General features: G+C 42.2%; 10 protein-coding genes. 3 read left to right on the top strand and 7 right to left on the bottom strand.

All coding sequences use genetic code 11. The features are described 5' to 3' along the window. Positions 1-304: 304 nt before the first annotated feature. Positions 305-1,411: a serine hydrolase domain-containing protein gene (locus CDH51_RS19540; RefSeq protein WP_100630260.1), complete on the bottom strand. Its 1,107-nt coding sequence runs from the start codon at positions 1,409-1,411 to the stop codon at positions 305-307. Positions 1,412-1,630: 219 nt separating this feature from the next. On the opposite strand from CDH51_RS19540, the gene CDH51_RS20370 reads away from it, so the two are divergent. After that, a complete protein-coding gene (locus CDH51_RS20370) occupies positions 1,631-1,759 on the top strand; it encodes a hypothetical protein (protein ID WP_262494527.1) in 129 nt (42 codons plus the stop codon). 274 nt (positions 1,760-2,033) lie between these two features. Here CDH51_RS20370 and CDH51_RS19530 read toward each other — a convergent pair whose 3' ends face one another. The 5 genes from CDH51_RS19530 to CDH51_RS19510 all read right to left on the bottom strand — a co-directional run bounded on the left by CDH51_RS19530 (position 2,034) and on the right by CDH51_RS19510 (position 17,958). Continuing rightward, positions 2,034-2,996: a PorP/SprF family type IX secretion system membrane protein gene (locus CDH51_RS19530; protein WP_100630259.1), complete on the bottom strand. Its 963-nt coding sequence runs from the start codon at positions 2,994-2,996 to the stop codon at positions 2,034-2,036. A gap of 70 nt (positions 2,997-3,066) precedes the next feature. Beyond that, the gene (locus CDH51_RS19525; protein ID WP_100630258.1) at positions 3,067-13,488 is read right to left on the bottom strand and encodes an MBG domain-containing protein; all 10,422 of its coding nucleotides are present in this window, start codon (positions 13,486-13,488) and stop codon (positions 3,067-3,069) included. Between the two features lie 105 nt (positions 13,489-13,593). Further along, positions 13,594-14,241 carry a response regulator gene (locus CDH51_RS19520; protein WP_100630257.1) on the bottom strand — a complete coding sequence of 216 codons (648 nt, stop codon included), beginning with the start codon at positions 14,239-14,241 and terminating at the stop codon, positions 13,594-13,596. Positions 14,242-14,259: 18 nt separating this feature from the next. Further along, positions 14,260-15,651, bottom strand: coding sequence for a tetratricopeptide repeat-containing sensor histidine kinase (locus tag CDH51_RS19515; protein ID WP_165967529.1), 1,392 nt, complete (start codon positions 15,649-15,651; stop codon positions 14,260-14,262). A gap of 1,302 nt (positions 15,652-16,953) precedes the next feature. Next, positions 16,954-17,958, bottom strand: a complete 1,005-nt coding sequence (locus CDH51_RS19510; RefSeq protein WP_100630255.1) for a PD-(D/E)XK nuclease family protein — start codon at positions 17,956-17,958, stop codon at positions 16,954-16,956. Between the two features lie 190 nt (positions 17,959-18,148). On the opposite strand from CDH51_RS19510, the gene CDH51_RS19505 reads away from it, so the two are divergent. Further along, positions 18,149-19,204: an IS110 family RNA-guided transposase gene (locus tag CDH51_RS19505; protein ID WP_100630254.1), complete on the top strand. Its 1,056-nt coding sequence runs from the start codon at positions 18,149-18,151 to the stop codon at positions 19,202-19,204. 168 nt (positions 19,205-19,372) lie between these two features. Further along, positions 19,373-19,768, top strand: coding sequence for a hypothetical protein (locus CDH51_RS19500; protein ID WP_157807177.1), 396 nt, complete (start codon positions 19,373-19,375; stop codon positions 19,766-19,768). A gap of 71 nt (positions 19,769-19,839) precedes the next feature. Here CDH51_RS19500 and CDH51_RS19495 read toward each other — a convergent pair whose 3' ends face one another. Then, on the bottom strand, positions 19,840-20,115 hold the full coding sequence (locus tag CDH51_RS19495) for a hypothetical protein (RefSeq protein ID WP_100630252.1): 276 nt from the start codon (positions 20,113-20,115) through the stop codon (positions 19,840-19,842). Positions 20,116-20,423: the final 308 nt, after the last annotated feature.

The following is a 20,423-nucleotide window of genomic DNA, read 5'->3' as shown; positions in this document are numbered from 1 at the left end:
TGGCTGAGACCATCGGATCAAGCCCGTCAAAAAGCTCCAGACCTCTCAATCTCGATGCCTATCGGGATTTGAGTCCAATAATCAGGAACTCTATTATAGTATGGGGCTGGAGCACTTACTAAACTAAACGGAAACTGAGACCAATCAGTCCTGCTTTAAGTTGGCAGGCCAAAAAACAGGCAATCAAGCCTGCCTGCCTCTGGTAGGTAAAAACAGCCCCGCCTGAACATCTGGCAGGCTAAACGAAGAAAAAATGCTAGAAAATGAACTTTTGATTATTCATGGAAGCCGTTGTTGGCAATAGTTATTTTATACTTCCAATTATCTTATCAAAAAATAAATTGGACGAATTATCTAAAAGCACAAAACTGGTTTTCTTTTTTGTGTTTCTCACAAAGTATGTATTCGCTGCTAACCAAGCTCCATTGTGCATGACTACGTCATCATTTATAATTACCCAACCAAAACCATAATTTGATTTCTCTCCATTATGTAGGGTGGGTCTTATAAAGGCTTCTTTTAGGTTTTCATCACTAATAAGTTTATTTCCGTACCAAAATTTATCCCATTTTACAAAATCATTAATACTACTAAAAACAGCACCATCTCCGGCAACGCCATCTACAAATGTTGGTTTAATTTCTCGGGTTTCTCCAGCTATATCCTCAAATCCATCGGTTTTTCCTTTAAACGTTTTATCGTCTGAAATTAAATTCCAAACTCTTGTATCATGCATCCCTAGTGGAAAAAAAATATTATCTTTCATATAGTTCTCGAAGGATTGGTTAGAAACCAATTCAATTATTCTTGCTAAAATTATATAGTTTGTATTAGAATACTCGAATTTTTCGTTAGGCTGAAAATTGGCTTTTGGTTTATTCTTTACGATTAGTTGAATTGCTTTTTCATTGGTTAAAATTCCAATTTCATCTTTTGCTTTTTCTGCTAAATCTAAATAAGAATCTGGTATTCCAGAAGTTTGATTTAATAGGTTTCTAATGGTAACACTGTCATATGGAAAATCTGAAATGTATTTTGAAACTAAATCGTCGTAATTAATTATTTTTTTTTCTTTTAACAGCATAATTCCACTCGCTGTAAACTGTTTTGAGATTGAAGCAAGTCTGAATGAAGAATTATTATTTAGTTTTTCTGTTTTCTTGGAATTAGTGAAACCGTATGTTTTTGCCAAAGTTGGTTCGCCATCTTTTGTTATAAGAATTCCACCATTAAATTTTCTTTGAGAATTAAGTTTTTCTAACCAATTGTCAATTAAAACTATTTTTTCTTTTTCACTTGAATTTTCAGGAATATTCAATTCAGGTACGTGAAGAAAGAAAACAAAAAACCAAACAAAAAATCCGATAACTATTATTACAATTCCTAATGTAATATAAAGAGCAACTTTCATTATTTTTTTTCTATTTGTCTTTAAAGTTAGAATTTTGTTACTAATTATTGCCACCGGCTCGGCTATGCGTAGTGCGGGATTTCAAGGCACTTACATTTCCATTTAGCACTTGATTAATTTAATTTAACTACTTTCATATCAGCACTTTCATCCGCATTACGTATAGTTCCCATGATATTCTCTGGCTCGTAAGAGTAATAGAACCAAAAAGAAGATATCATGGACACCGAAGTTTCTCCTAAGTTATTCATTGGGATCGATGTACACAAGCATCAGTGGAGTGTTTCGATCTTTACAGCCAATTGCCATCATAAAACCTTCAGTCAGACACCTGATCCCAAGGAATAGACTAATTCTACAGAAGTAAAGAACAAGGCGAGTGGACCTGCCGACCGAAGGTGGGCAATCCACCCGCAGGGCAGCGCTTTGTCCATTCTTTACTTTAAGATGGATTTCATATTAAACCAAATAGAAAAATATCCAGATCTAAATTTAAAAAACATACAAAGCCACAGCTTATCTTAAAGTTGAAAGACAAAAAAGCGAGACAGAATCAAATACTAATCTTTTTTGCATTTCTTTACTACGATTTAAATTCTAAATCATTTCTAAAAAACACCCTCTACCAAATCAACACCTCATTATCTGTTCTTCGAGTGTTGTCTCTGAACAGATTGAAAACAGCCGTGAACTCGTGGGTATTACCCGGCAAGTTGTAATCTCCACCCACCGGAAACTCAAAGAGGTAGCCGATTCGCAGTCGTTTGGTCAAAATACCCATCTGTAGATTGGTCGCATTGTTCACACGCGTGCCCACACCCAGCCAAAACCTATCCATCAGCAAGGTCTTCAGATTTAGCTCAAAGTTGTCGTTGACATCTTTCTGTGTTCGGTAATAGGCATTGAAAATCAAGGCCACATTGGGACTCAAGGCTTCCCGATAGCCTCCCTGAATGATACTGGAGGCCGGATAGCTGTCAATAAACTCATCCCCGGAGATGATCGCCCCTCCCCCTACTCGATGCATGCCGTAAGAGAGGTAATACTTGGAGTGGGTCAAAGCTAATCCAATATTGAAGTCTACCACCTGCATATCAGAGAAGCCACCCAAATACTGACCCAAGGTGGGGTCGTTCAGGTCTTCCGAAGTCAAGGCATTCCCGTCAAGGCGGATGTTCTGATAACTCACACCCGCACCCAACCTCAGATTATGCTTCTCGGTCAATCTTACTCTAGAAGCATAGGACACAATCAATTCGGTCTCTCTAAAAGCGCCATAAGTATCCTGAAGCATGTTTACCGATAATGCATTCTTACCCATCAAGGCTGGATCCATCTCTCCTGACAGTTCCCCAAAATCCAGCTCCGCACTCACAAAGTAGCTTCTCGGAGCTCCCTCAATGCCCGACCACTGGTTTCGCACAAAGCCTCTGACCGCACTTCCCTCATAGCCGGTCAGGCCGGGATTGAAATAGCTCTGAAAATGGCTAAAGTTGGAAACGTATTTTCTGGTCTGAGACTTTGCTTGAAAATTCATTCCAAACATCAAAAGTCCAATGGCGAGTATATAGTAAAATTTCTTCATCGTTTTCTTCGTTTTACACTGTTAAAAAATGGGGGCAGAAAGGGTCTTTTTCTTATCTGCCCCCTTGTTTCTACTGTTTCAATAGGTTTAGCATTCCCCTTCTCACCTCTCCGGTTTCTACCACCGTAATCACCCAAACATAGGCCGTTACTACCGGGTCTTTGCCATTTACACGACCATCCCATCGTACATCGGGATCTTCGGTGTAGAAGACTCTGTTGCCGCTTCCTACTTCAATGACCTGGATCTGAACTCCCTCGTAGTATCGCAAGGCCGGTACTCCCCAGGTGTCATTGACACCGTCATTGTTTGGAGTAAAGGTGTTTGGAATATCCAACTGATCCAATGGTGTACGCTGTCGTTCGATCTGGAACTCTTTGTCCAGAGTATTGCCTGCCCGGTCGGCAACCCTCACACGAATAGTGAATTGGGTTCTTCCCGATACCTGCTCTGCACTGCTCCAGAATAGGATTCCATCAATGATTTCAAAATATTGATTGTCTGCTGCTCCATCGATCAAGGTGATCTCGTGAACATCATCGGAAGGATCCACTACTGTAAAGAAGCCTATCTCCTGGAAGAATACATCCGGTATCGCAATGAAACTGTTTGCGCTCAAGCTCAGATCCTGCGGGGCCGGCTTCGGCTCAACGGTAATCGAAACGATTGGCTCCAGCTCATAGGTATTAAACAGTCCTTCAGGGAGCGTTACGGTTCCTCTAAAGTTATTGGTTCCTACAATCAGCGGGTTAAAGCCTGTCAGGTTCCAGCTTACCGCCAGGTTGATAAATTCTCCAAGACCCGTGATGCCCACCACTTCGTCTGCCAATGGTACTTCCGTGGCCGGGGTGCCCCAGGCAACTGTCACAGACTGGCTTACAAACTCAACAATCGAGCGGTCCTGTACATAGTCCGGAACACCGTCTTGGTCGGAGTCTAGGAAATCTGAACCGTTGTTTGGATTGGTTCCCTCTCTTTCCTCCGCATAATCAGGAACTCCGTCTTCATCCGTATCCGGATAGTCACTTGAATCATTCGGATCAGTACCTGCATCCTCTTCAACCGTGTCAGGAACGCCGTCTCCATCTGAATCCCTGAAGTCGTCCGGATCATTCGGACCGGTGCCGTCCGCCAGCTCCACATCATCGGGAACGCCGTCTCCATCACTGTCATTCGTAATAATCTCAAAGTCAGCTCCCGTAAAGTTGATCGTGTAGTTTACTCCAGCGTCCAGGCTTCCCTGATTGATCGCATAGAAACCTACCGCTTCACCGGCTTCTCTGCCCAAGGCTCCCGTAAAAATGGATTCATCATCCCCTTCTCCGTAACCCGTAGCTGTAAATGTCAAGACCGGATCGGTCTCACCGAAGAGCTTGCTCTGCCCTATATCTGCTGTCACTGTCAATTCAGCTGTAGTGATCGTCAGACCAGCTGTCAAGACCAACTCAGTATAGTTGCTTCCTGTGATCGTGGCCGTAGCCTCCTGGGTTCCAACATCCGTTCTGGTGTTGTTTGCATAGGCTACCGAGGTTCCTGCCGGAAGAGTACCCGAGATCACTAGGGCCTTTTCAGTTCCATCGAAGACAAAGCTTCCATCATCAAAGGTGATTCCTGTAATATCGGCCGGTGTGATCGTCAGATCAGCAGTCAAGACCAAAGTATTGTAATTGCTTCCTGTGATTGTGGCAGTAGCCTCCTGAGTTCCTACATCGGTTCTTGAATTGTTGGCGTAGGTTACCGAGGTTCCTGCTGGAAGCGTACCCGAGATCACTAGGGTCTTTTCAGTTCCATCGAAGACAAAGCTTCCATCATCAAAGGTGATTCCTGTAATATCGGCCGGTGTGATCGTCAGATCAGCAGTCAACACCAAAGTATTGTAATTGCTTCCTGTGATCGTGGCCGTCACCTCCTGAGTTCCAACATCGGTTCTTGAATTGTTGGCGTAGGTTACGGAGGTTCTTGCTGGAAGTGTACCTGAGATCACTAGGGTCTTTTCAGTTCCATCGAAGACAAAACTTCCATCATTAAAGGTGATTCCTGTAATAGCTGCCGGAGTGATCGTCAGATCTGCTGTCAAGACCAAATCATTGAAATTGCTTCCTGTGATCGTGGCCGTAGCCTCCTGAGTTCCAACATCCGTTCGCGTGTTGTTGGTGTAGCTTACAGAAGTTCCTTCTGGTAGAGCACCCGTAATAGCCAGCGACTTGGGTGTGCCATCGTAGACAAATTCTCCGTCATTAAAGGTAATACCTTCGATATCTGCCGGTGTGATCGTCAGATCAGCGGTCAAGACCAATTCATTGAAATTGCTTCCTGTGATTGTCGTCGTAGCCTCCTGAGTTCCTACATCGGTTCTTGAATTGTTGGCGTAGGTTACCGAGGTTCCTGCTGGAAGCGTACCGGAGATCACTAGGGTCTTCTCTGTGCCATCGAAGACAAAGCTTCCATTATCAAAGGTGATTCCTGTAATATCTGCCGGGGTAATAGTCAAATCAGCAGTCAAGACCAAATCATTGAAATTGCTTCCTGTGATCGTGGCCGTCACCTCCTGAGTTCCAACATTCGTTCTGGTGTTGTTCGAGTAAGCTACCGAGATTCCTGCAGGAAGCGTACCCGAGATCACAATACTCTTATCGGTACCATCGAAGACAAAACTTCCATCATCAAAGGTGATTCCTGTAATATCTGCCGGAGTGATTGTCAGATCAGCAGTAAGTACGAGATCATTGAAGTTGCTTCCTGTGATCGTAGCCGTTACTTCTTGGGTTCCAACATTCGTTTTGGAGTTATTGGTGTAAGCCACAGACGTTCCAGACGGAAGCGTTCCAGAAATCGCCAGCGACTTGGCCGTGCCATCAAAGACAAAGATGCCATCGTCAAAAGTGATTCCTGCAATATCTGCCGGCGTGATCGTCAGATCAGCGGTCAGTACCAGCTCATTGAAATTGCTTCCTGTGATCGTGGCCGTAGCCTCCTGGGTTCCAACATCCGTTCTGGTGTTATTTGCATAGGCTACCGAAGTTCCTGCCGGAAGTGTACCCGAGATCACAATACTCTTATCGGTACCATCGAAGACAAAGCTTTCATCATCAAAGGTGATACCTGTAATTTCTGCTGGAGTAATTTCAAAATCAGCCCCAATAAAATTGATTGAATAGTCTGCACCTGCATCTAGAGTACCTACAGTAATGGAATACATGCCTATCTCCTCACCTGACACTCTAGCTAATGTACCTGTCAGTATCGATTCATTATCTGTACCTTCAAAACCATCGACGGTATAAGCAAAGATAGGATCAGTAGCTCCGTAGACTTTCGACTGACCGGTGGCTACCTTTACATCCAGTTCTTTTTTGGTAGTTCTAAAAGTAATCTCATTCCCATAGATAGTCCTACCATTCTGGTTGGTGGTATAAGCTCTGGCATAATATACCGTATTGAGTTTGAGACCAGATACGGTACCCGAAAATTCACTACCTGATAACGCCATCACTACTTTGTCATCAGTAATATCAGGTCCTGAAGCAGTACCATAAACAATCCCGCTTTCAAGTGCACAATCCACTCCATTCTGGAATTCACCGCCTAAAACAGCACTTGAATAAGATATCAGGTTTGGTGATGATGTAGTGATGGCTGCGGGGGCAGGTTCAGTGACCTCAACACTTTTGGTGACGGCACACCCATTGGCATCTGTAATCTTAACCGAATACCTGCCGGCAGTTAGATTCTCGACCGTAGCTGTCTCAGCTCCGGTATTCCATTCATAAGTAAATGGTGAAACACCTTCATTAAGAGTTGCTGTGATAGATCCGTCAGAACCTCCATTACAAGTCACATTAGTGGATCGAATCTCTACGTCCAGCACATTGACCTGAATCAGGTCTGTCTTCCTAAGCGTTCTTGAACATCCATCAAAATCACTTATGGTCAGGGATACCGAATACGTTCCAGCTTTCTCAAACGTGTGAACCGGGTTTTGATCTGTAGATCCTGATCCATCCCCAAAATCCCATTCCCATGAAACTGCCCCCACCGATGTATCAGTGAAATTTGTAGTAAGTGGACCACAACCAAGGGTAGAAGACACTGTAAAATCAGCTGAAACCTCTTCAATACTGAACACTTTACTGGAAAAAGATGAACAACCTGTAACCGTATCTGTAACCGTAAGAGTCACTGTAAAATTACCTTCCGATGTATAGGTATGGACAGGATTTTGAGCCGAAGATGTACCTCCATCACCAAAATCCCAAGACCAGCTGTCCGCAGAAGTAGAATTGTCTGTAAAGTAGACGGTAGTTGGGCTTGTACAGGATTGTTCAGGGTTTATCGTAAAGTCACTCTGCGCCACACAGGACTCAGGATCTTTCAGTTGCACAGTAACTTCCTCAGAACAGCCATTTTGATCAGTTACTATACATTTGTAAGTACCTTTACTCAATCCCGAAATAGTTGACGTCGTACCTAGATTGGGAACCCAATTAAATTCGTACGGTCCCATTCCACCGGTCACATCCAGTGCTACTACCCCGTCACTCCCTGCTGACTTGGTGGGATGCGTTAAAGTTGGCGTAATAATCAGCTTTGAGGGTTCTTCAATAGTTGCTGAAGCAGTCGCTTTCTGCCCATTTCCGTCCGTAATAGTTACCGTGTATGTCCCGGCACTAAGGCCATTAACCGTATTGGTGACTGAGGATGTGTTAGTGGTCATAGCCCCATTGCTCCATGAATACGAATAGTTTGGTACTCCTGCGTTTACCTGCACCGTCAAGCTACCCGTAGCCTCGCCATTGCAGGCTACATCTACTTGGTCGCTTATGCTTGCTGAAATCGGGGAAACTTTATTACTCGTATCGGACACTGCTTCTCCCACATTTCCGGCAAGATCAGTAAGCCTTACCGATAGGGTAACCGTACCATTCCCAAGACTGGTCAGATCAATTCCTATTATTTGCTGGTTTGCAGCAGTGATAAGCCCGCTACCGGTAATGACCGCAGCTCCGGAAGAACTGGAGAAGGTATAGGTGTAGTTAGTTCCTACTTCAGCTCCGTCAAAAGTAAAGCTTACTACATCTTGATTTATAGAACTAATTGGAGACTGATCTATAGCCACCGAATATCCGGAAGGAGCCACAGCATCAACCAACACACCTATGGTTGGGGGAACAAAACCTAAGGTTAAATCAACAGAAACCCCTTTATTCGTTTGAATACTTCCGCCATTTAAGCTTAATCTATTTACCTCGATCCCATCTTGATCTAAATCCCCTTCTCGAACCGTGTAGCGAAATACCATCCTCGAAGTACCACTACCTGAAAGGTAAGCCGCTGTTTTGGTTTCACCCCCTATATTTAAGCCTAAACCAGGTGTTCCGTCTGTGGTATTGACAACAACAGCTTCCGAAAAATCAAGTATAAAATCTATATTTTTCCCCAAACCGTAAGTACCGCTTTCAGGAACTGTTATCGCAGTAATGGTTGGTCTTCTCAATACATCAATATATACCGGATCAAAAGAGGAGGCTCCACTCCCCGAGCCTGTATTTCCGCCATCATTCGCGCTAATCAATAATTGGGCAACAGCATCCCCTGTGACACCCGTTTCAGGTGTATATTGAATAGTTGCCGCATCTTTTAAGAATGCATCAATTTGGGATGCTGTGCCTTCTATATTTATAATGTTAGGCACATTTTGGGACACCGTCACACCAGCATTGCCTATGGCAGACAATGATCCGGAGGTGACCATCAAAGTTAAAAGTACCTCTTGAGAGCCTGAATCCACATCCCCAAAAGTGGCATCCGATAGGTCAATAAAATCGGCTGCGCCTTCATATACCTGTATAGTTTTAGGCAGTCCTGTTAAGAATGGAGAGTCATTAATCGGAGTTATATTAACTGCCACCGTTCCTAAATCTACAAGCGATCCACCTCCTATCCCTCTATTTCCATTATCGGTGATTTTTAAATCAACAGATCCGGCCCCTGTGCCATTGAGATTGGCATCCGGCCTGAAGTAAATACGATCTGCAACGCTTAGGTACTCATTCAGTTTGCCAAGGGTCCCGGTTAGACTTAAATCAGTGGTCAAATCGCCAGAAACCAGTATCCCTGAAAGTCCAGCAGCTTGGAAAACACCACCACTAGCTGATAGCAATAAAGTCAAGTCCCCGCTTAAGGCATCAACATCTGAAATGGTAGCTGCGGAAATATCAAAGTTTCCCGTTAAATCATCTTCTTCTATGGTAATACTGGCAGGTAAACCAGTTAGTTGTGGATCATCATTTATAGGATCAATATCAAAAATTACAAATGCGGTTTCAGAGTCTAAATGCCCATCGTTGGCCACAATTGAAATACTACCGGCTCCAGCTCCATTTAAATTAGGAGAAGAGATAAATGTAGCCGCATCCAGGGCGCTATTCAGGTTTACTAAAGTACCCGATGCGGTAAAACTTGCCGAACCGTTGCCCTGCCCTCCGAAAGTAATGCCATTAGTACCCATACTTAGGGTACCTCCTGTCACAGTAAAAGTGAGGATTAAGTCATCTCCTTCTTCATCGGTAACCTGTATAGCATCAGGCATAGCATAAACCACATCTTCCTGTACCCCGGTAATAGCTGGCGCTGTCACCACAGGCGCTGTCCCCTTTTTTATGACCACATTTTGCGTTTGCGTACTGAAATTGCCAGCAGCATCTGTATATGTCCAAGTGACCACAGTGTTTTCGGTAATCGGAAAAACAGCATCATTAGTCACCGTCACACCGGTTGTACAATTGTCTGTTGCGGTGGGCAGGGTCAGTTCCGTGACCGGAGCCTCAGCGGTGACCTCGGGTAAGGTGACTACGTCCGGTACCGGCGGGCTAAGATCCTTAATGACCACATTCTGAGTTTGTGTTGATGTATTTCCATTACCATCATCATAAGTCCAGGTCACAACCGTGGTGCCCTGAGTTGCTATGGGTAAAACAGCATCGTGGGTTACCGTAACCGTAGTAGCACAGTTGTCTGTTGCTGTTGGGGCTGTAAGCCCCGTAACTTCACACTCGGCAGCAATATCGGGCAAGGTAACCAGGTCAGGTTCAGGTGGAGTATTATCATCTGTACATCCCGTAGTATCACAACTTGGTCCACCATCTGTAATTTCCCATCCAAAGGATTCTATTAATTTAGTCCTACCGGGTTCACCCAAGCAATAGTTACTATTACCTGCACTAAAAATCACATCGCGTTTTAAACCCAAATTGCTCCAACTGTTCAAAAGCTTATCATAGTTTTCTTCTGATAGTGTGACCCCATCAAACATCCCCTGCATATTGGTAATCGTACTCACATTCCAATGGCTAAAATCATAATCCAGGCTTGTGGCTCCGGCAAACATGTAGGAAAGGTCTGTGGCATTTATTAAACTAGGAGCATCTTTTGCATTGATCACCAAGTTGGAACAACCGTAAAATGAATTTCTCATCGACCTCCAATTGCTACTGCCCCATTGATCAATCGAAAGTAAATTGTTTTTATAAGGTGAATCTTTAAAATTAAAATTAATCCCTAATGCATAGATGACAATTGTATGGATTCCAGGTTCAGCAAACGTATGGGTTATTGCTCTGGATTCAGTCTGTAAGGCAGAATTTAGAGTATAATCAAACACACCATCGTTATCCCAATCAATCCTATAATAGTTATATCCTACTACCGGCAGTGTAATTCTTTCGTTAACTGTGGTAGTTTGCCAAGTAGTTACAAAATAATCAGTATCATACCCGTATTCATATGGACCTAAGTCAATTTGACCAAGAATACGTTTCTGACCGTCCAAATCTTTCTCTAAAGTATTATAAGATTTATCTCCTGCATCCCTAACAATTCCAAGTTGCGCGTGGAAATCCCCAGCGGTTGTAGGTAAAGCTTCCGTCGTAAAATCGATACCTTCTACAAACAATGGGTCTGCATTTGAGACAATACCCGAGCTGCTTATATTGGCTACCAAACTATTTGCGTAAGATGCAATTCCCGAAATAGAAGCACTAACCGAAGTTGTGCTTCCTTGAGCACGATTATTCCAAATAATACTGTTTTTGACGGCTAAAGTACTCCCTAAGGGACTGGAAATTGCTCCTCCATCTGTTGATGCGCTATTGCCTGACAGCGTAGAGTTAATCAATGATAAACTTGATACATCGCTATAAATAGCACCACCGGTATCAGCTGTATTTCCCGAAAAAATACAGTTGATAAACTCCACCTCAGCATTAGTACTAAAAAATGCACCCCCTGCCAAATTTGCCGTATTCCCGGAAAAAATACAGTTTCGAAACGAAGAAGATGAATTACCGGCTACCCCCCCACCAACACTGGTTTCATAAGTAGTTCCATTGGAATTACCTCCCGAAATGATAAAACCATCCATTATAAAAGGCAGGGTATTCAATGAGGATACCACTGTATATGCATTATCTGCATTGTTCAAACCAGCTTGATCATCTTGCTGCAGATCCCCACTTAAAATGGTGGGGTTATTGGCATAATCCCTTTGATCCAGGCTGGTTTCATCCCCTGAAAAACCTCCATAGATGGCTATCTCATTACCTAACAAAAATGTTGATAGCCGATCATTATCGGTTTGGTTTGTCCCTTCATCGGGGTAATAGTTGCCACCTGCAACCCATATTTGTTTACCTTTATAACACTGAGCCCCATCAAGCATAGCCAGTGCAGAGTTTAAATACTTTTTAGCGGTGGCCCAGCTTAGGCCATCCCCACTATCATCGGGCTGATTTGCATTTACATATATTTTTGATGTGTTTATGGCACTGCTGGTAATGCTGTAGTTTAAGTACACGACATTTTGATTGCCCGATGCATCTGTAGCCACAACTTCTTTGACAAAGCTCTTACCTATATCTGAGCAGGTCACCGTAAACGGTTCTGCCTGAACCACACTTGCCACCCCACAATTATCCACAAAATTTAACTCTGGCGGAGTAATAGTCAACGAGGTTCGGAATCCCATATCTATAACCCCAAAGTCGGGCGCATTTATAATTCTTGAAGTCGCTGAAGTAATAGTAGGTGCAAAATTATCGACCACTGTCACCTGGGCCGAACAACTTCCACTATTACCATTTGCGTCTGTAACCGTTAAGGTGACCGTATTTTCACCTAAATCATTGCAGGTGAAAGTGTTTTTTGAAGTGGTCATTTCCACTAATAAGACATCATCAATAGAACCACCATCAATTGCTGCGGGATCTAAAGTTGCCTCCCCGTTTATACCTGAAGCAACACCTATTTGGCCATCATTGGTAATATAATTTCCCTGCCCCAAGACAAGGACTGTGTTTTTACAGACTGCTACCGGAGGCTGGTTATCGTAATTAACCTGATAGCTTACTGTCCCATTTTGGGAATTTGTGACATAACCACCTTCCCTGAACGAGGTGTTTGTAAATTTCGGATCGACATAAGAAGAGCCGCCGCCACCGCCACGCTGCTTACCACCGCCACCACCGCCGTCATAGCCACCGCCTCCTCCTCCTGCACCAAAGCTATTCCACAAAACTTCTGAGCAGCTTGAAAAACCAGGATCGTAAAGCCATGGGCTTCCGGCACCGCCCCCGCTGTATCCGGTTCCCCCGCGACTGCGGTCTTTTGTTCTTACTTGTATACAGCCTTCAACCTGAAATGGAGTGTCCTGATTGCAATTGGTGCCAGAATAAAAAGTATCTTCCGGATGATAACCTCCCCAACCACCATCGCTGGCTGACTTTCCTGTTATGCTCTCACTATGAATTCCAGTGTTTACTCTCGAGATTCCACTAAGCCCTCCTCCTCCTCCTGCATGAATGCTTAATTTGTCTGAGGATCTAGCAACTATAGCCCCTAAAGACTCTGGTGTGTTATTTCCGGTAGTTCCATTTACTCCTGCATTTCCTGAATCACCACAGGTTGTGGCATGTCCATCTGTTACCGTGCCTCCCGGCCTTCCCGAGGATTGATAAGTTTCTACAGCAGACCCACCGCCGCCACCACCGGCAAGCGCAAGTAAGGTACCGTTATGATCAACTATAGCTGTAGATGCCCCGCCGCCGCCACTTGCTATAATAGGATGGGATTCGTTTTCCCCATGTTTACCCAGGTAAAAGGTGATTCTTTTCCCCTCGTTTTCAGATGTGATGGGCATCGTAAAGGTCACTGTACCTCCTTCTCCCCCTTGCGCAACAAGGTCTGTAAACAATCCATCCCAAGTTGCTGTGCCTCCATCACCTCCTTTTAAAGTAAAGGTAATACTTGCCGCCCCAGTGCTTCGTAAGGGTATGGTGGCTGTTGCAGTAGAACGTACCCTTATAGATGCATTATCAAATTCAATAGCGGTTTGTGCGGTATTGGTCAAAGTGCCATTGTCTAAAAAGGTAGTGACTTGGGCAAAACTTAGCTGAGCAATTAAGAAGCAGAGACAAAAAATTACGGTAGACTTCGTCATAATCAATAGGTCTTTTTAAGTACCTCAAAATTATTGACGGGGCAGTCCTGATAAAATACGTAACTCATGCAAATATTACGTAGAGTACGTATGTCTTTAAAATACTTACAGACTGTTTATGATCTCGGTATGGGAGTTGATCCAAACAGATAGGGTGTTGGCTACAGGCTCCAGTTCTAACTTGGCAATGATGTTGGTACGGTGCTTTTCAACCGTCCGTTTAGAAATATTCAAAGTCTCACAAATCTCCAGAGAAGTCTTATTTTGGGAAATCAACCGAATGATGGTGCGTTCTGAGGGAGTAAGTAAACTTATCTTTCTCAACTCCTCGTTGGCCATGGTTTCAAAATCACCTTCAAAGGACTTGCTGTAATAGTAATTGCCCTTCATCACCTCAGCTATACATAAAGCAATTTCTTCAAAGCTATCCTCTTTCAACAGGTAGCCCTGTACACCTACTGTTTTGGCCTGTACGACAAAACCTTTCTGCCTATGATAGCTCATCATTATAAAACGGGTATCCAATTGCTGATCCTTTAATCGGTTTACCACTTCAAAACCATTTAAAAATGGCATTTCTATATCTAAAAAAGCGATATCAGGATTATGCGTATGTATAGCTTCAAGCGCCGAAGTACCGTTAGTTGCAGTTGCCACTACCTTATATCCCGCCTGCTCTAGTTCTTGTTGCAGCCCGGTTAACATTAAGGGATGATCATCTGCCAGTATTACGGAAAGGTTGGTTTTAGACATAAAATTTAAACTTAAGGATTATAAGGAAACTGAGACTTTTAAACGTGTTCCTTTGGAGGTTTCTGAATGCACTTCTAGGTGAGCCTTAATAATCTTACAGCGTTCCTGAATGGATTTTATACCTAAACTTTTACCGGAAGTCATTATTTCTTTATAATCGAAACCAATTCCGTTATCCTGTACGGTCAGGCTTACCCGGTTTTTCTCTTTTAAAACTGTTATAGCAACTGTACTGGCTTTTGCGTGTTTTACGATATTTTGTAAAGTTTCTTGAAGGATTCTATATACGTGCAGTGCTTGTTCCTCATTTAAAACATCATCTACGAAAGCTATTTCTGTTGTAAAAAACAATTCTGTTGTTTCATCCAGATCGTTTACAAGCTCCTCAGCAGCCTTTGTAAAACCCAACCGTTTGAGCACTACCGGGTACAGGTTGTGAGAAATTGCCCGAATATTAGCCAATGTATCTGTAGCCAGGTCTTTGATAAAACTATCTCCCGAACTCTTTGCCTTCCGCGTTAGCAACATCAGTTGTTGACCCACACTATCGTGCAACTCCATGGCCACCCGATTTCGCTCCTGCTCCTGGGAAGATATTACGTATTGAGAAAATTCCTCGTTCTGTTTCTGAGCCTTTTTCGCAAACCTCCTGGAGCGCAAAACATTGGAGAAAGCGAATGCAAAAACCAATCCCAAACCTCCAAAAATAAGCCATTGTGTCTGCAACTTCTTTTGGGCTTGCAACAACTCAATATTCGTTTGTTGCGCGGCTATTTTTGAATCTCTCTTTTCGGTTTCATAAAGGGTTTGATAATAACTTAAAACCCGTGCTCTTTGAATATTGGTTATGGAATCTTTAAGGTGTGCGTAATTTTCAAAATGCTTTAAGGCCTGCTTTTCATCACCAAGCATTTTATATACTTTCGAAAGAAACTGATCAGCTTCCTGGATTTCCTCATATTCTTTACTCTCTTGTTTCAGTTTGAGGTAAGCTGTTCCATAATCTAGTGCCTTTTGATAATCTTTTTCGGCAAATGCCAATCGCTTTTTTGCATCTAAATAGAAAGCTTCGTTAAAACCACTTATCTGATTGGGATCCCGCTCCAATTCTTTTATTAACCTATTTGCCTTGGAGACACTATCGTTTTCGGCATAAGCCCCTATTAAGCCAGTCACAAGTATGGGATGAAAAAAATCCTGATATTCAGATGTTTCATTTGACGATAAGGCCTTTTTTAAATAATTAATGCGTTTTTCTTGCTCCCCCATCTTATTGGCACTGGCTGCTGCATTATAAAAAATCAAAGGTAAACTGGGGTATTTTTTATACGCTTCCGCTAAGCTGATCAGCTCATTACGTTCTTTGGTCTCTTCATCATAAAAACCGTTTTTACCATACAAAATGGTCATGGAACTTTTGGCATTGATCCAGTTGAGCGTATCCTTATCCTTTCGGAAATAGCCAATAGCCTCCTGAAGAGTAAGGGAGGCTTTGCCAAACTCCCCTTTATCGACATATACAATCCCTTTCCCCAGTTTAGCAAGTCCTTTTAAAGGAGTATCCCTGTTTTCGGCATAATAAAATGAACTGTCAAAGTTGGAAATTGATTCTTCAAATTCCCCTGAATAGTACTGCAGATCAGCCAGCTCAAAATAAAACTTACTTAGCACTTCTTTATCTTCTACCGATTTTAAAAGCGGGATTGTTTTGGGTATAAGGACTTTTGCCCGGGCTGCGTTTTCATATTTGAAAAGGTTGATCAGGTTAGCGGTATGCTTTACCGCAACATCATAGTCCTTTAGCTTTTGAGCTAGCTCAATGGTTTCATACAATAGGGAGTCATTGCTTGGATTTAAAGAACTTAAGCTGTCCAGCTCCTTAAGCTCATTTTTAATTTTGGAAGAAAAATTCTGGGCCTTTGTCCTTGGTACACAAAACGCACTAAGTAAAAGCAAAAAGAAAAAACAAGGGATGATCCTCATTGAAAAACAAGTAATTAAAGTATAAAACCAGCCTTTTATTTAACTCTAGAAAGTACAGAAACCACTTAGTGTAGCTAAAGCAGTCTTACTTTCTGCTCCGAAAGGAAGCCCAATTTAATATTAAAAGGGCGTAATAGTAACCTAAAAGCTAAGAATATGGGGGTATCCCTACTTGTTAAGCAGGACTCATCTAATCCTAGGCTCCTTGTGTAGCCTCGGATAAAGTCGGGTTTTTCTGGGTGTAATTAGCTTCCGCTTAGGTATTTTGGCATCAGATGCGCAACCACAAAAAACAGGTAGGATATTCCACTTAGTCCTTACCGGAGGAGACCATCGGATCAAGCCTATTAATAAGCTCCAGACCTATCAATCCCGATGCCTATCGGGATGTGAGTCCAATAATCAGGAACTCTATTATAGTATGGGGCTGGAGCACTTACTAAACTAACCGGAAACTGAGACCATAAATAGTATGGATCTTCCCGATGAATATCGGGAGAAGCATGGCTTGCCCGCCTGTGGCGGCTAAATATTCCGATGATCGCAAGGAATGGACTGAATCTGCAGAAGTAAAGAACAAGGCGAGTGGACCTGCCGACCGAAGGTGGGCAATCCACCCGCAGGGCAGCGCTTTGTCCATTCTTGACTTCTTCCAATCAGTCCAAAAAGAAGGCAATCAACTCAAAAACAGCCTAAACAAAGAAAAAATGCTAGAAAATGAACTTTTGATTATTCATGGAAGCCATTGTTGTGGGCAGTTTTTATTTGTTTCATTAAATTTTCTATTCCCTTAATTTTCTCAATTGTCCTTTCGAGGTCAATTCTATTTTCAGAGTCAGTTTGTATGTAACTCGATGATAATTTGGCAACGGTCATAGTCTTGGTTTTGCCTTTTATACACCGCCCATTCCTTTCTATTCTAAGGTCATTTTTTTGTGCAAACTGAAAAAGTATATTTCTGTAGTAGTTTCTTATCTCTTGATTTAATTGTACATCATTCGGAATGATTTTGAAACAGAATTTTCCATGTTCAAGTTGTAAATAGAAATCGAAACCTGACTCCTTGTAGTCCATGTGGTCCCAATGCCACCAAAATCCGAGAAACCCACCGTTCTTTTGAGGCACGTAGTCCCAATCTCCTTGATCTAATCTTTTTTGAAGTTCTATATAAAACCCTTTCCAACTGTCCCTATGCCATTTATCTATTGGCAGTGTTTTAAAACTGTTTACTGAGTTGTCAATATTCGTTAGGTAATTAAGAAAATCGTTAAAAATATTGTTGTTTACTCCATTTTCTTTCCCTTCATTCAGTAGTTTCAATAACTGGCTACGCTTAAAAGTTTTATAACCTTTTGACTCTACATTCCTGTAATTGCTTTGGTCACCTGTTTTAAGGTAAATGAGATATAAGTCTTTTTCAGAAAATTCTTCTTTTAGGGTTTCAGCATATCGCTGAAGTTGGTTGCTATGATTTTTTGCGTGAACCTTGTCTTCAATCAGAATTGCAAATCTCTTATTGATTACAACAACTATGTCAATGTTTTTATACTGTTTTCTAACTTCTAATTCGTCAATATCAGATGCTTTAAGGTCTGAAAGTTCTGTAATGAACTTTGTGGCTAACGTATTTAGGGGTTCACCTTTTAAGTGAGGTTTTCCCCATTCAACTAACCAACAGAGAAATGCGTCCTGACTAAGTTCTGATGTCGCCCATCTAAATAAGTTTGGTTTCATGTTTTTCTTTTAATTGCCCACAACGTTTTGCGTATATGACTTGTGGCGGTTTTCGAAGCACTTTCCTGTCGGTTTGCAACAAACTTACTTAAAAGCACAAAGCTTGAATTTACCACTTTCCCCGCCATAAGTTATAGTTCCCATGATATAATCTGGTTCGTAAGAGTAGTAGAAACAAAAAGAAGATATCATGGACACCGAAGTTTCTCCTAAGTTATTCATTGGGATCGATGTACACAAGCGTCAATGGAGTGTTTCGATCTTTACAGCCAATTGCCATCATAAAACCTTCAGTCAGGTACCTAATCCCAAGGCCTTGAAGTCTTACTTGGATAAGTTTTTTCCAAAACATCAGATCATCTGTTGCTATGAAGCCTGTAAGTTCGGATTTTGGATCTATCGTGAACTATGTTCTTTCGGATATGAATGTTTGGTGATCAATCCTGCCGACCTACCCACCACCAACAAGGAGAGCAGTGAAAAGACTGATCCGGTGGACAGCCGTAAAATGGCCAAAGCACTTCGAGCGGGACTGCTGCGAGGAATCCACGTTCCAACTCAGGAAACAGAAGGTGATCGACAACTCTTCAGATATCGAAAGAGACTCTGGGCAGACTTGGTCCGGGTGAAAAACAGGATCAAAGACAAACTTCTACAAAACGGGATAGAAACACCTCATAAGTACGACAATCCTTATTGGACCAAGGACTTTCTGGACTGGTTGGCCGTAGTCGAGCTTCCTTCAGCCAGCAGCAGACTGGTAATGGATTTATTGCTTGACCAATTTGAGTTTACGTATCGCCATTTTCTAAAAGTTTCTATCTCAGTACGCTCCTTACAGCGAAAGGCAAAATACAAGGCAAATTCCAAGTTGCTGAGACAGATTCCAGGAATAGGACCTTTGACAACAGTCCAGTTACTCACTGAGATTGAGGATATCCATCGCTTCAGGAATTTCAAACACTTCAACAGCTATATCGGGCTCAAACCGATGGTCCATTCCAGCGGTGAATCAGACCGAAAAGGCTACATGACTTATCGCCATCATCAGGGACTGAGGAGTTCGCTTATCGAATGTGCCTGGACCACTGTGCAACGCGATCTGGTGATGCTGAATCGATACGAGGAACTATTGCAAAGACATACCGGCAAACGAGCCATAGTTATCATAGCAAGAAAACTCCTGTCAAGAATATATCATGTCCTAAAAACCGGTGAACTTTACCAGGTAGGATATTCAACTTAGTCTGTGGCAAGGACCATTGGATCAAGCCCATCAATAAGCTCCAGACCTCTCAATCCCGATGCCTATCGGGATGTGAGTCCAATAATCAGGAACTCTATTATAGTATGGGGCTGGAGCACTTACTAAACTAACCGGAAACTGAGACCATAAATAGTATGGATCTTCCCGATGAATATCGGGAGAAGCATGGCTTGCCCGCCTGAGGCGGCTAAATATTTTGATGATCGCAAGGAATGGACTGATTCTGCAGAAGTAAAGAACAAGGCGAGTGGACCTGCCGACCGAAGGTGGGCAATCCACCCGCAGGGCAGCGCTTTGTCCATTCTTGACTTCTTCCAATCAGTCCAAAAAGAAGGCAATCAACTCAAAAACAGCCTAAACAAAGAAAAAATGCCAGAAAATGAACTTTTGATTATTCATGGAATACCGTGTTGTATGCTGGGCTTTATTCATTATCAGTTAATTATCAATCTTTTCCAATCACTAATCCGCTCAATCAAAGTACGGCTGTTTCTGAAAAATTTAGTTTTTAGGGTCGGCAAAAAAGCGTTGGTAGACAGGTAAGCTCTTTTGCAATTTTTGGTTGTGTCTTGGCTTGTGCGAATTGCAAATGTGCTTGGCTGTGTGCGCTTGAACTACCATTTTTCATCTTCAAATCTATCTCTTTCAATATCATTATTTACTCTTTCTAATGAGTAATCAAAAATTCTTTTCACTTTCGCATGCATTTGATATTTGCCCATCAATTGATTTAATTCTTCTCTTTTATTTAAATCTTGAGGAAAGGGTCCACCTGCAGGACCCGATTTTGAACCAAGATTTCTGATATAATTGGAGCCAAAAATTTGAATTAATTTTTCATTATCAAATTCATATTTAGCACATAATTCATTAGCTATTTCGATAAGCATGGAAATTAAGAATTCCCCCTTTTCTTCATAAACATCAAGGGAGCTACATAAATCAACTGCTCTATCAATGTTATCACCGCATTCTTCAATTAATTTCTTAAATTCAGTTTTGAATACTTCAGATTGAATCTGAATTGGACGTAAAAATTCAACTAGTGCTTTATGAATATATTCAGATTTACTTTCTAACTCTGCTCTTTCCGCTAAAAAGTTGGACTAGTTAAGCAGCGATTTTAAAGTTATAAAATTCATTTGGTGTTTTCATTTCTAAAGCGGAATGTGGTGCATATGTATTGTATTCATTCATC

It is taken from the genome of Algoriphagus formosus, from assembly GCF_002807035.1.
GTDB lineage: Bacteria > Bacteroidota > Bacteroidia > Cytophagales > Cyclobacteriaceae > Algoriphagus > Algoriphagus formosus.
The sequence above is the reverse complement of the archived record's forward strand: the minus strand, read 5'-3'. Positions and strand labels throughout refer to the sequence as shown.